Source organism: Acanthopleuribacter pedis (assembly GCF_017377855.1).
GTDB lineage: Bacteria > Acidobacteriota > Holophagae > Acanthopleuribacterales > Acanthopleuribacteraceae > Acanthopleuribacter > Acanthopleuribacter pedis.
In genome coordinates, this window is record NZ_JAFREP010000006.1 from 306,934 (window position 1) to 321,287 (window position 14,354).

Here is a 14,354-nt window from a genome sequence, read left to right on the forward strand (position 1 = left end):
CGCACCTCATAGGTTAAACTGCTGGAAATAGTGTTGATTGGTCCTCTTGCATGAATTCTGTGAAACTGCCAGGCAACCCTTGCTGTTTTTCGTGAATTCGATTAATGTGGATTTGTTTTCCTTTTTCCATTCTTGTCGTTTCCTCGTCCTTCGAATGTTCGCGCCCGCCGACTCCTGAGCGTTCATCGCCGCGCTTTTTCGCGGTGTCCACTTTTCGGTTTGTTGGATGCCCTCGTGCGGTCGCAAAGGTTGGCGAATCTATGGCTGCTTTCCGCTCCCATTCCAACGGGCTTATCCTGCGCTCCGCGTTACCTGGCCGGGCGCGCTGGGACATGCCCGCGTTGTTCCGCAAACCCCTATTGGCCGAAGCATTACAGGATGCCTTGGTCGGGCTGCCCGGTTTTCTTCGGGTGCGTGTGGCCTCGGTTACGGGTCGGGTCCTGGTTTATTACGATCAGACACAACTGACCCTTACGCAAGCCGGCACCGTGATTGCCGATACCTTTGCGGGTCTGGGTAAAAACATCGTCAAAACCCTTTTGGATAGGGACACGTCCGCGCCGGGGGATGGAACGGTGGGTCCAACCACCCGGATTCACCAACTTCTGGGCCGAACCTTTGATGCCGATCTCGTCGAATTGATCGCGGCCGCCGAGCGCGAGGCCGAGACCACCTTTTACAAACCCCTCGCCAACAGCACCGGGCACACCGCGTTGCGGGTCTTTAATCCGCTGGCCATCGGTTTGATGATGTCGGTGGCCCTCTCTGGTGGGTTTCCACCGCTTGCCGCCCTCGGCTTGACTTCCAAATACGCGCAAATGGCGGTTTTCGGCGGTACCTTCCTGCTGGGGAAAACCCTGGAGTCGGTTCTCGAGGACCGAAAAAGTTCCAGTTGGAACGATTATGCCGTGATGGTGGAGCAGGCCTTGCGGCTCAAAACCTTTCGCCACCTGCATTCACTCGACATGGGTACGCTTTCCGAACACAGTTCCGACCAATTAATGAACTTCTTTCACGGCGACATCGCCAAAATCCGCGGGTTTTTGCAATACACGCCCCCGACCATGTGGGACAAAGCACTGAACATTATCGCGGGGGGAACCATCATGATGGTGGTTTCGCCAATTGCCTTGTTGCTGGCCTTGATTCCGTTGCCCTTGCTCGTGCAGTTGAGCAAAAAGCACCAGGCTGAGGCGGGCGAGAACTTTGAAAAAGTCGCGGCCGAAATCGAGGACCTGAACCGGGTGCTCAGCGCCAATATGGGTGGCATGGCCACCGTGAAATCCTTCGCGGCCGAGGCACGGGAAATTGCTTCCCTGCAGGCGTTGGCGCAACAACTTAGGGAAAGCGAAAGCGTTGCCGCCCACGAGAATTCACGGTTTAACGCACTCAGCACCTACACGCTCACCATGGGGATTTGCATGCCCTTGGTTTACAGTTGCTTCGCCCTGATGAGCGGCAGCATGTCGATGGTCGGGTTTCTGATTCAAACCAGCATGATTCCCGTGGTGTTAACCTCGGCGACGGGTTTAGAACAAGCCAACTACCAATATCAAGACGCCAAATACGCCGCCAAGCGCTTACATGCGCTGCTGGCGTTGCAGGCCAAAATTCACGACGGTCATCGTGCCTTGGAAGCACGTGGTATCGGGGGCGAACTGGTTTTTGAGAACGTTACCTTTGGGTACGACGACACACCGGTGCTGCGTGACATCAGCCTCACCATTCCCGCCAACCAAACCTACGCGGTGGTGGGTACCACGGGTTCGGGCAAAAGCACGCTGATCAAACTGCTCCAGCGTTTTTACGATGTAGACGGTGGGCGCATTACCCTCGACGGCGTCGATTTGCGCGAGCTTCACCTCAAAAACCTGCGCGAGGCGGTGGGTTTGGTCAGCCAGGATACGTACTTATTTAATGCCACCATATATGAGAATGTTTTGTACGGCCGCCCCGACGCCACGCGCGAGGAAGTGCTGGCCGCATGTGAGGCTGCCGAGATGGCGAGTTTCGTCGCGGAAGAACCCTTGGGTTACGACACGGTTATCGGTGAACGGGGGCAGCGTTTGTCGGGTGGCCAACGACAACGGATCTCCATCGCGCGCACCATTCTCAAGAACCCACCTATTTTCATTTTGGATGAGGCAACCTCGGCGGTGGACAACAAGACCGAGGCGGCGATCCAGCGCTCGGTGAACCGAATTGCCGCCAACCGCACCACCATCATCATCGCGCACCGACTCTCGAGCGTGATTCATGCCGACCAGATCAATGTCCTGGAGGAGGGGCGTTTCGTCGAATCGGGCAGCCATGATGCCTTGCTGGCGCGCGACGGTGTTTACGCGCATTTGTGGCGTCTGCAAACCGAGGCGCGTCAACTGGAAAGCGAGGTTGGTTAAAACCTAAGGGGCGGCGGGATATCCTGCTGTGCGCACTTTGGGTGCTGGTTGACCCTTGCTTGGTGGCCGCTTTGCCGATCAGATCCACGAAATCTACCCTTTTCCAATGAGCACAACGAAAAAAAGAAGCCTCGGCGTGAGTCGTAAAGCCTGTGAGCCTTGAAGATTTGGCTCTTTTCGTGCGGCAAAACTACCCGAAAATGACGAAAAAATAATTTTCAGGGAAGGGTATTTGCCGATGCCGACGTAGCAGAGAACAACAGAGCAATACGCTGCTCCTGCCGCTTTAGGAAAGACTAACCCTTTTTATATCAGATTTTTATCTGAGGGATTGACACGCGCGTTTATGGCGCGGGCTAGCGGGGGACCAAGAGATTGATGCCAACCACAATTGGAGGAAATAGTTATGTCACACGGACAAGAACAAGTGAATCATTGGTTAGCCCAACTTGGCCAGACGATTGGATGCGGGCTTGCCCTTAATGAAGAAGGCCGTTGTTCCTTAAAGGCCGCCGGTGATGTAGGTATCGACATTTTTTGTGAGCCGGAAGACACCCAGTTTTACCTTAGTTTGCCTTTGTTTACGCTTTCCGGCCTCAACAGTCGCGAGATGGTATTGCAACATGCATTGACCATGAATATGTTTCAACAGGATACCGGCGGTGCCTCGATTGCGCTTGATGCCGATGGGGAAGCGTTGTTGCTTTGTTATACCCATCCCGTGGAGGGAACCGAGTACCAGACGTTTTACAACATCCTCGCCAATATGATCGAGTCATGCATGGAACTCAAAAGCCAACTGATTGAAAGCGATGACCGGGATGATGAGGACCACCATGAGACGGATGAGGTTTCGTTTGGGGTTGAGCAGCATCGTCACGCTGTTCCCGCCTCATCCACGCGGCATGTCACCGAGGTCAGCCCACACGAGACGCTTCGGTACGTCATGAATTTCGCGTAAGTCCCGGTCCCTATTTTATTGCCGGCAGCGTTGTTTGCCGGAAGGGGTTTGGGCCAAAGGGTGCATCGGTGGCTTGCCTTAAGTAACAGGTTTCGCCGCGCATTCGGCCGACCCCGGCTTTTAATGGTTTAATGGTTAAGGAGAACGTCATGTCAGGATTGAATAAAGTTGGAAGTAACGTTATACAGGTTGCTAAAAAAGAAGTAAAAGAGATCAAGCAACCCAAACAAGATAATAAGCTTGCGCTTGAGTCGAGTCCAAACCCCAATAGCAACGTGAAACCGAAAAAGATGAATGCGAAACATATCGCTGAAGCAGCGCCGATTAACGCCCCTAAGTTTGAGAACCCCAAAAAAGAAACCAAACGGGTTCAAACCGTACAGCTTAAGGTAAATTTGAGCAAACTCGCGCCCGACAATAAGCCTGGATTGGCGACGCTCAAAGAGCGCTCCAAAATGGTGTTTGATACGATAGAAAAGATGGTTGACAAAAAAATCATCGATACTCGGAAATCATCAACCACGGTTGTGACCATGCCGGAGTTTTTCCTGAACGATGCTTCTAAAACCATGAGCCCGCCGGAAATGGAACAAGCAATTACCTACCTGAAAGACCTTGCCAAAAATGAGAAGTTTGAGAATCTGGTATTTACACCTGGCAGTATGTTGGCGATGCACCCGGCGCCGGCGATGAAGCATATTAAATCCAGCGATCTTCAAACCATTGCAGAGACCATGAAGCTGGATATTAATGAGGTTAAGGAAGCCTATGCTGAGATGACCTCTTCGAGTGAGGAGAAATACGAGAAGGTAAGTAACGTTCGCAAGGCTTTGATTGGGGTAGGTGACCAGCTGAACAAGAAGGTTGCCAATGCCGCGAAAAATAACAACAAGGTGAACATCACCAAGGAAGTGATTGCCGATATTTGTAAAACGATCAAAGATCCGAGTAACCTAAAAATCAACCCACGTTCAGGCTTCAAACAGATGCAAAACTGTATTCTGGTCATGGAAGGTGGCAAAAATGGGCAAAACAAGCTGATCAATAAAACCGCGCCTTCTGATATTGATAGCGCTTTGCGATCAGACAAGAAAAAAAATAGCGATAAATATGAAGACCAGTTGGTGTATTACCCGGCAAAAACGATGTTTAAGGACAACAGGAAACAAATTATTAATAAGGCGAGCCATGTTGGCATTAATGCAGATTCTTTTGCCTTTCACAGTCCGAAAAACGATTTCGATATGGCGGTGGCCATTTGCCTTGATTACAGCGAGCAGATTTACGCCGGAATCGCTGATGAAAAAAATAAGAACAAAATTGACCAGCTACATGTTTCCTCCGCGGGTGTGGGAATGAGGACGGTGAATAAAAGTTACGGTATGTCTAAGTCTGCATTTTCACTGAATGATGGTTTTGGTTCCGCTTTATCTGCCGACGTCAGCACTGGGGATTTAGACAAATACTATCTGCGCGACAAAGAGGCCGTTGGAATCTCTTATTCAATTAAAAACGAAACCTTCTCGGCAGAGCCGACCAACTTCGAAAAGAAGGAATTCTATTCGGACATGAAGGACAATTTGGCTTTCCAAATTGATGCACCGATTCACAAACCCCGCACGGTCTCAAATGCCTCGTCGGTGTCCTCCTTTGATGGGAATCCCAATGTCGGCATGCAGGAGTTACTCGGGAAAAATGAGAAGATGCCAAACAACATGAAGTCCCTTTTTCCAACGAAAGAAACCATCAAAAATGAGGATTCTAAGTGGAAAGAAAATATCATGAAGAAAGAACAAGAAGTTAAAGATATGGGCAACCGAATTGCGATTCTTGATCGCCTTCTTGGAAAAGAGCCAACCCAGAAAGACTGGGACGATGCATTCAATGACCCCGTCCTCAAGAAGCTTGTTGCCAAGAAGAATGTTCCAAAAATCAAGAACAAGAAAAACAGCAAAAAACCAAAGGTGACCTATAGTAAGGTTCCTTTCAATAAATTGGCTAAAAAGATTGGTGGTATTGGAAACTTTCGCACGGAGCACAATAATCTTCGTGACGAAAAGTTGGTTGAGCTTAACAAACTCAGGGAAGGTAAGCTGTAGAACGGCTTAACCGAAGCGTGTCGCGGGGTACAGAACCTCCCAGCAAAAGCGGTTCTGTACCTGTTCGCATCGGTGTGGACCCATCGTGAATGCCGCGGGATGGAATGGGTCGCTGGATGGGTTTGCCGGTTTTCTTGCCGCGGCCAAACCTTTCCTGCACCATCTGTCATCCCCTCGGCCGTATGGTTCCTCAGCGCGTCGGCTCCATCTTAGTCAAGGATGCGCGGCAGCATGCCGACCTGGCACCGATGGAGCCGGCTAGCGGCCTATTCGGATGGACACCCATCCCACGGGCGCTTAGGCTCGCCTGCTTAAATTCCTGTTCACGCCCGGGCCGCGCAAATGGCTGCTCCGGGTCAACGATGCCTAAAGGGGAACTGGTTTAAACCTAAGAAGCGCGATAACTCGCGGCGATTTTGGCTAAACCTCTGGGCTGCAACGGTCTGTGAAAATGCTCACCGCACCCAATGGGTGCGCTTCTGCTTTCCCCAAACCATTTCGCTCCAGATCTTTAGCCAAAATCCCTCGCTCTTATCGCGCTTCTTAGGTTAAACCGCCATTCGGCACGATCTGAAGGAAAAAGGAGACGTTTCGAGAATAACCCAACCTCCCATAACAGGCTTGTTTTTAGGAAGTGCCAATTTTTTTAAATAAGGTGTAAGATAAAGCTTGGCCTTCCGACTGAGCAAAATATTCACGGTCATTTTCCGGTGATAGGCTTGCATGTAGCGCCTGCTTGTACGAAAAAACAAGGATTGTGGAAAATGATCACGCAGTGGATAATGAGGCTGTTTTGTGGGTGAGGGAAATGTATTTTGTCCCAAAATCGAGCTGCTTCGGTGGCTGGTGAGGGCTTTTTGCAGGTTTCCACACGCCGATTGGCTTTGATTTATTTTATTTTGATGCCGTTTCGATCCGACCTCCTTTTAAGTTGAGGTCGGATTTTGATTCCCTCCTTTGTTTCTCCTAATCACGAGGAATGTTCTATGAAAATCATCATCCCTTTATGGGTGTTGTGTTCTTGCTTACTTGTCGCCGGTGATCCACGGCCGGGCGATTTTGAATACTTCGACCTCGGTTTCAGCGACGGCCAAGGTTACCAAACAGAAATTCGTGCCTTCAACCCCAGTTTCTCAGAGTCCGTCCTCATCACTGTTGAGGCAAAAACGGGTTGGGGGACGCCGCTTCACGGCGTTTTTCCTCAAAATAGCGCGGCCTTTTCACTGACCTTACCTCCCCTTGCTTCAGTGAGTATGCCGACTATGGACAACATGCCCGTTCCGGTGCACGGGACCATGCAACTCAACAGCGACGGCCCGGTTGTGGCCTGGAGCCGGACCACCTTTGGTGACCCCGACCGCCCCGAAAAAAGTGATACCCAAGTCTTCCGTCCGGCAGATGCGGCGCCCTCCGTCGCCCACTTTAACGACCTTTCCGATGCAAGTGCGCCCCAACGTTTTCCTACGCGGGTGCCTGGTCTGATGTTGCCGCTGCACGAAGTCTTGGTCGTTCGCAATACCGAGGCTTTCACCAGTACCGTCGCGGTTCACGGCCGTGATGCCCTGTTGGGCCACGGTCTTCCTTCAACTCAAGTTGAAGTTGCACCTTACGGATCGGTTTCACTGACCGCCTCGCAGATGTTCCCCAGCTTGGCCTCCGGCCGGGCTTCCTTAGAAGTCCACGAACTGCAGGGTCGCGTGTTTACCGCCGTTCGTCGTGAGGATTCACGGACTTTGGCACGTGCCAAACCCGCCGTTGATGAAAGTGGGGTGCTTCCGTTTGCCAATCTGCCCTTTGAGGGTTTCGAGGGGTACTTCTCCTTCAAACCCCTCTTTGAGGTGCAAGCAGCGGTAACGGGTGAACTTAGCCTAACCGAACCTGTGAACAGCGTGCCTTTTAACCTCAATATCGACCAACCTGGCATCACTCGTTTTCTGCCGGGACGGTCGGTCCTGAACGAAGATGAGGTGATGGGAACGGCGCGTTTTACAGCTGATGAACCGGTGACGGGCTCCTTTACCTTGTTTGGCGACGGCGCCCGCTCTGAAATTGCCCTGAGCGATTTTGAAGGTCCGCGTGCGGTTGCGTACTTGGGTAAAAACCGGCATGTGCTCAGCAGTGCCCGCGATCTGTTGTTCATTGAGAATCCAGGTGAAACTGAAGAGCGCCTGTCCATCATCGGTTTGAACCGTGACGGCGCCCTGCGCGACTTGATCACGGGGTCGTTGGTACCCGGACAAAATGTCTGGGAACTGACCGGCGTTTTCGGTGAGGATACCGAGTTGGTGTTGATCGAAAAAATCGACTCCCTCAACCCGCTTAAAATGGCGTATGTCATCACCGATCAGGAACCGGGCCGCAATGTGTTGGACAGCATTGAGGTCCTCGAGATTGACGGCGTTTGGTCCTTCAATCGCTTTTTAGAAGAAGTGGCCGCCTGGGAAACACGGGACGCGGTGTGTATTTCCTCCGCCAACCGCTTGTTGGGTTTGGTGGATATGGTGAACCACAACTTTACCTGTCCCAATAATCGGTAAGACGACATGCTTGTGTCTGCCGTGCTTCGTTTCGAATCAATGGCCGGTCACACCTTTTTTGGTGGGGCCGGCCTTTCTTCTTCGCCTCTTTTTGAGAAGCGCCGGCTGAAGGCGGGCAAATAGTGGCCGAGAGGAATTCGATGAACGAAAAGCCGGATTCTCAACCGATTGCTCATGGCGATCCCAACCCACTTGCCCTGTTGCTTGGTGTGGGTTTGGTGCCGCTTGCTTACTTTCCCTGGAGCGCTGACCCCACCATACCGCCACGCTGGGCTTTGGCCGCCTTACTCCCGTGTTATTTGGTTGTGTTTGCCGCACGGTTTTCATTGCGCGGCTTGTGGCCGCAACACAGGGGTTTGCGGTTTGCCTTGGTGCTTGTGGTTCTGTCCATGCTCACGTCGGCGCTGACGGCGGAACCTTCCTTTAATCGGCTCGGCACCGTGACCGACGTGCTCATCGGCCTGGTTTTCCTGACGGGGGCGGCTTTGGCGGTACACGAGGATCGGCGCCAGATCGTGACGCACTTATGTTCGGTTGTGGCTGTGTCGATCACCCTTTGTTCCCTGGTGGGATTGCTTCAGGTTGCCGGTGTGCCACTTGAACACGTGGTGCAGGCTTACCCCCCGGCGTCGCTGTTTGCCAATAAAAACGTCGCAGCCCAGGTGTTGGTCACCACCGCGCCCCTTTGGTTTGCACCTGCTTTAATTCATGGCGGCCGCATCGGTTATGTGTGGGTTTTGCTTGTGGGTGTGAACACGGCTTACTTGACCGCGGTCGAGTCGCGAACCGCGCTGTTGGTTTGTTTGTTACTGTCGCCGATGATTGCTTTCGGCGGGGCCCTTTTTGGGCAACCCAAGCGGCAGACCCAACAACGATTTTTGGTGATTGGTGGCTGTTGTTTACTGATGACGGCCGTTTTACCCGGTGCGTCGCCCCTATTGCGCCGTATCTTGCCGGTGCTTTTATGGCTGTTGGTAACGTGTGTGGCCTTCGGACTCGGTCTTCTTGTGAAACAGCGCTACGCACCTGGCCGGCGTGGGTTTGCCCGTCTGGCGGCAGGCGTCGGCCTGTTGTTCCTCCTGGCCAACCTGTGTTTGTGGTTTCCGCCTGGTCCCGTGGCTCGGCAAATCGAGCAAGTCGCCACCGCCCATAACCCCGATCCCCATGTAAATACCGTCATGGTGCGCGGTGCCATGTACCAAAACGCGGCGCGCATACTGTTGCGGCACCCCATGGGTGTGGGTCCTGGGAACTTTGCCGCGATGTACCCACTTTTTCACAATGCCGTAACGCCGACGCCGACCTTTTCGATCACCGTGAATCCTTATCGACTCCATCACGACTGGTTACAAATTGCCGTGGAGCACGGCGTGTTGGCTTTGGTCGGACTCTGGGGATTTCTAGCGGCCTTGTTGGCCCATGCCGGGCGACGTTTGTTGGCCTGCTCTGGGGAGGGGGTCGTGGAGGACCCGGAAGTAGGGGCGATTGACCCGGCGTTGGCCGTTCCGATCGCCGTGGTGATGTTCACCGCTGTCGCTGCTTGTTTTTCATTCCCCTTGGAAATGCCGACGACCGCGGTGATGTTCTGGTTGGCGGTGGGGTTATTGGTACCGGTGCAGAGGATTTCGAGAGTAAAAAGGTCGCGAGCCGTGGTTTGGGTGGGGATTTTTACACTGGTCCTGATCGCAATGGTGGCTTATTTTGCCGTGTACCTCTATGGCCAGTTGTTGTTGGCCGAAGGGCGTAAATGGCAACGCGCGGGCAATGCGGGTTTCGCTTTTGTGTATACCAACCATGCCGCCCGCGTTTTTCCCGACGATGGAACGGCTTTTGACCATTTGGTTACCTTGGCGGCAAGCCAGGGCCGCAACCTCGACCAATCCCTCGCGATTACTCAGGGGTACACGGCCCAATACCCGAATCATGCCAACGGGTGGTTCCGACAGGCCTTTGTTTTGCGCAAACGCGGCGATTTTTCGCAAGCGATTGAGGCGGTGAATCAGGCCTTGCGCCTGGGGGGCGCCGACGCCGCCGGGTTCCAATTTAAAGGGGAAACCTTGCAGGCTGCCGGTGATTGGGCCGGTGCGCGTAAAGCTTATGAACAAGCACTGGCGGCAACACCGTTGTATACCCCCGCGGTGTTGTGTTTGCAGGAGTTAGACCGGCTGGAAGGGCGAGCGCCGAAGCCCTAGCCCGCATTTCTCACAAGGATTCGTCGCGAGAAACAGAAAACCTTGTGCGTCGAAGATTACGACCGAGGGACGGCACAGGGGGCCGACCATTCGCGGGGCCGACCATTCAGCGTAGCCCAGGCCGATGGTTTTTGTTGCGCCGCCTTGAAGAACCTCGTTGATTTTTGGGTTTAAGGACCTCCGAGGTTTCGAGATAGAGGGCCCAAAAAAGGAAGCCGGGAAGATTCCTGGCCCTTCTCCCTGATGGGTATTGGATTCTCAAATGATGGGTGCCTTTAATGGTCAAAAAGCGCCACGAGCGACTGGGTTTGGTTAACGTGGGTGATCCAATTAAGCAGTTGTTCCGGGCCGGCGTCTTGGATGCGCTGAGTGATGTGTGAAGGTAGTTCACGATACTTTTCAGTGAGTAATTGAATCAGCGCTTGCTGGAAGCCCTCGCGTTGACCAAGTTCGCGTCCTTCTTGGATACCGGCCTGACGGCCTTCTTGGATACCGGCCTGACGGCCTTCGCTTAAGCCTTTCGCGAAACCTTCACGGCCGGCCAAAAGCCTGAGTGTTTTTTGTATGGCTGTCTCTGAATAGAACCATTCTTCAGCGTTCATGTGGCGACCTCCTGTTTCTTTGCGAAGTCGATCTCTAAATCGTTGGTCTAGGTCGCGGGGCAGGTCCATCATGGTGTCTATGAAACGAAACAGCGCGATTAACCGCCGTGAATCATAGTTGCGATCTGCCAAGCGTCGGATGAGTGCAAGCTTTGTTTCGACAAGGACGTTGCTATTCTTGCAGGTTTTCATCGCCTCCAAATGGGCGTCGACCGCTGTTGCGAAAAGGTTCTTTTCCTTAAGCTTTGCGGCGTGGATCGTTCTGAAATCGGCGAGTTTTACAATGGGAAAATCAACGCGATTCTTGAAATCCCATCGTTTTCTTATAAACGAATTTGGGCGCCAGGATGGCCGGCTGTCGCCCAAAATCGCCATACTCACGACTTCACAGTCATATTTAAGGAATAACCGGAAATTGTAGACTGCCATTCGCTTTGGAAAAGTGGTGTCGAACTGGTTTTGGAACTCGAGATGTACCAAAATGAGACATTGTTCACCATCTTTTAATTGCACGCGAAACAATTTATCGGCTATTCGGGTACCGACTTTGTCACCTGATGCTTGCGGTGGCAATTCCGTACTAAGTGGGGTGGCCGAAGCGTTCCAATCGATGTTTTGATAGGCCGCCGGCCAAAAGAACTCCGTGAATTCTTGAAAAAACAATTCCGTTAGGTTTTTCCAAGGTTGGTCAAACAAAGGGATGTTTCCCTCCTCAATGTGTCAAGGCATTGAGGAGAACTCGTGTGGTTGTGCGGAAAATCTAGTCGATGAATCGATGGGATGCAAGCAAAATCTGGAAAAAAATAAATTACTATAAATTCTTTTCGCGGTGAAAAATCACCTTGCCGAAATTAAGGAGCGGGGTTTGCATAACCCCGCTCCCTTTCACTTAATCATGGATAAGCTGTTTTTGGTGAATGCCGGCGGTCGCGGTTGTTTCGTTCAGGAGACCGGTGAAGGTGTTCTCCAAATTCTTGATCACCGATGCGTCGAACCACGAGGGCTTGTAGTGGAATTGGAGGCCTACCTGGCCGCCGCTTTCTTCAGCCGTTAACATCAGCCCGACCTGCCCGTCCACTGCTTGCGGCAGGTGCTTTCCGTCGGTGGCCGATCCGAAATAGAACCCCACGTCAAAGGTGGGCGCGGCCAGCCCGTGTTGGTCCAGGCGGATGCGGTTACACAGGTAGTGGAACGGGTTTAACGGGACGGCCGTCAGCGCTTGGTGTTGTTTTTTCAAGGCCGTGACCAAGTCGGCGAAGCGCTCTTCGCCGTCGCGTTTGATGCGCAGGGGTACCGGCTTTTTCCCCGCCAAACCCGCGACCAGTACAACTTCCTCGTGTCCCGTGAGTTCCGCCAACATCAAGACATAAATCGCGGCCAAAACATAACCGCTGTCCAAGCCTAGCCTGGCGGATTCGGCGAGCAAGGTTTGGTCCGTCAGGATCAGCGCCTCGGTTCGCGCCTCGCGGGGTTCCGCATCCAGTGCGGCGGGCAGGCGGTCGATATTCTTCGCCGGCGCGGGTGCCCTAAACCATGCGACCCAGGTTCGTTCCGCTTCTTTGTAACGATCTCCGCCGTAAACCGCTACCGGCGACATCGCCACTTCTTTGACCTCGTCGAACCGCGCCGCCTTGGCCATACCCGCGATCAAATCATGGGGTGTTTCGCCGGGATTCATGAAGCGAGCGCGGATGATTGCGTTGAAATGGGCCATGAAATCTTTGACCTGCTTTAAGGTGGCGCCGCGGCGTTTTAGGTAGAAGGTTGACCAGAGTTCGAAGCCGTACTGCGGCATCCATAGGGAATTTTGCACCGAGCAAAACAGCTTTTCGACCAGGTCACAGGCGATTTGGTCATTCATCGTGTGGTGCTTCCAGTTGAAGGCGCCGCCTTGGATACCGAGTTCCTCGCGTTTCTTCCAAACCGGTGTGATCGGATCGGCGTACCAAAGTTGAGCGCGGAAGTAATCGGGTTGGGCTTCTTCCAAAAAGTCCAGTGTCTCTTGAAAGGTGTCCAGCGTTTCGCCGGGGAACCCGATGATCAAGTTGGCGTGCGTGGCGATGCCGGCCTTGCGCAATAAGGGAATGGCTTTTTTGTAATCTTTTTGACGGGCGGCTTTGTTCATTTTTTTGAGCATGGTGTCGCTACCCGATTCACAGCCGAGGAACACACCCTCGCAGCCGGCTTCACCCATCAAAGCGATGGTTTCTTCGTCGCCGTGGTCACTACGGTAGTAAGAGTTCCAGTGGAAGTTATATTTGTTTTTGATCATCATGCGAAGTATTTTTTTGAAGCGTCCCTTAGGGACGTTAAAGGTATCGTCCAGGAAGGTAATCGTATCAACCGTGCCCAGTTCGGCCAGGGCGTCTAATTCTTTTTCTACTAGGTCTACTGGGAGATAGGTGTAGCGGCCTGCGCGTTCGGGAAAACCACAAAAGGCACAGGAAAACGGGCAGGACTTGGCCGTACGCAAGGAAACAAAACGACCAATATCGTTGTTGGGGAACAGGCTGTAGTTGACCATGTTGTCATTGAGTGTGTTGCGTTCAATGGATTTGTTGTTGACGATGTACTGATCACCGTCTTTGAAAATAATGTTGTCGATACCGGCCAACGCGCGGCCTTCCTTCAAGGCTTCAATCGTTTGGACCAGGGCCGTTTCGCCTTCGCTGCTGTCCACATACACATCGGCACCGATGCGAGAGAAAAACAACTGTTGGACATCGGGTGGGTTGTCGCCGGTTTGGTTGCCGATGTAGGGGCCGCCGATTATGATTTTCACATTTTGGTTGTATTGGCGAATAAAGGAAACGATTTCCAAAACGGGTTCGGCGATCACATACAAGGTCGTGGTAATGGCCACGCTGAGGATTTCGTCGTTGAGCAACTTTTGTTTAAACTGTTCGCGCTCGCTACGGAACAAATTGATGTAATCAAAACTGTGGCCGTGCTTGTGGAGAAAAGAGCCGAGGTACAAAATGGTCGGCCACAGGAAATCGGTGTTGTGGAAGGGCTGACACTGATCTTCGCGACCCTTGTAGTGGAAATGGGTCATGGCTTGGAGGGCGTCGTAGGGTTGGCCCTCCACATCGATTACGGCCATGGCCAGATCGCGGTAGGCGCCCGAGGTGGCGCCCATCAAACGGACCATACCCAAGTAGTCTTTGAGGTCGCCGGTGTTGTAACCAATCAGCAGAACGTCGGTTTTCATGGTTTTGCTCCCCTCAAGCCGTTGCTCAATACGCGGGTTGGCGATTCGGCTTGACGTACGATCCAACCCGCTTCAGTGGGGTGAAGATTGGATCGATGATTTTATGATCTTTAACCGTATCAGAGGGTGTTTTTATAGTGCTATATGGTACCATGAATGGGTACCCATTCAGCATCTTTTCCACGGTGAAACCGAACCGAGTGATAACCTCCTAACGGTCCGGTATCGGTTTTCTTTCCTTGATCGACAACGCATACGAACGCCACAAACCCTTAACAATAAGAGCGAGTTGCATTTGTCGATCTCATTTCGTTATCTCAAAATTCGGGCCCGAGTGGGCGAACAGGATCGCG

The 14,354-nt window shown here is 52.7% G+C and carries 8 protein-coding genes; 5 read left to right on the forward strand and 3 right to left on the reverse strand.

Going from position 1 to position 14,354, the window contains the following annotated elements; translation table 11 throughout:
- Positions 1-13: 13 nt before the first annotated feature.
- Complete coding sequence (locus J3U88_RS09250) at positions 14-286, reverse strand: hypothetical protein (RefSeq protein ID WP_207856571.1); 273 nt, start codon at positions 284-286, stop codon at positions 14-16.
- On the opposite strand from J3U88_RS09250, the gene J3U88_RS09255 reads away from it, so the two are divergent.
- The 5 genes from J3U88_RS09255 to J3U88_RS09275 all read left to right on the forward strand — a co-directional run bounded on the left by J3U88_RS09255 (position 261) and on the right by J3U88_RS09275 (position 10,188).
- Positions 261-2,399, forward strand: coding sequence for an ABC transporter ATP-binding protein/permease (locus tag J3U88_RS09255; protein WP_207856572.1), 2,139 nt, complete (start codon positions 261-263; stop codon positions 2,397-2,399). The two genes, J3U88_RS09250 and J3U88_RS09255, sit on opposite strands and share 26 nt — an antisense overlap.
- Before the next feature lie 406 nt (positions 2,400-2,805).
- Positions 2,806-3,360, forward strand: coding sequence for a CesT family type III secretion system chaperone (locus J3U88_RS09260; RefSeq protein WP_207856573.1), 555 nt, complete (start codon positions 2,806-2,808; stop codon positions 3,358-3,360).
- A 149-nt stretch (positions 3,361-3,509) separates the two neighbouring features.
- Positions 3,510-5,459, forward strand: coding sequence for a hypothetical protein (locus J3U88_RS09265; protein ID WP_207856574.1), 1,950 nt, complete (start codon positions 3,510-3,512; stop codon positions 5,457-5,459).
- 986 nt (positions 5,460-6,445) lie between these two features.
- Positions 6,446-7,996, forward strand: coding sequence for a hypothetical protein (locus tag J3U88_RS09270; protein ID WP_207856575.1), 1,551 nt, complete (start codon positions 6,446-6,448; stop codon positions 7,994-7,996).
- Between the two features lie 140 nt (positions 7,997-8,136).
- Positions 8,137-10,188 carry a tetratricopeptide repeat protein gene (locus tag J3U88_RS09275; RefSeq protein ID WP_207856576.1) on the forward strand — a complete coding sequence of 684 codons (2,052 nt, stop codon included), beginning with the start codon at positions 8,137-8,139 and terminating at the stop codon, positions 10,186-10,188.
- Between the two features lie 275 nt (positions 10,189-10,463).
- Here J3U88_RS09275 and J3U88_RS09280 read toward each other — a convergent pair whose 3' ends face one another.
- Together J3U88_RS09280 and J3U88_RS09285 are read right to left on the reverse strand one after the other, a co-directional pair.
- The gene (locus J3U88_RS09280) at positions 10,464-11,486 is read right to left on the reverse strand and encodes an RpnC/YadD family protein (protein WP_207856577.1); all 1,023 of its coding nucleotides are present in this window, start codon (positions 11,484-11,486) and stop codon (positions 10,464-10,466) included.
- 193 nt (positions 11,487-11,679) lie between these two features.
- Positions 11,680-14,001 (reverse strand): PhpK family radical SAM P-methyltransferase, encoded by a 2,322-nt coding sequence (locus tag J3U88_RS09285; RefSeq protein ID WP_207856578.1) that lies wholly within the window; start codon positions 13,999-14,001, stop codon positions 11,680-11,682.
- Positions 14,002-14,354: the final 353 nt, after the last annotated feature.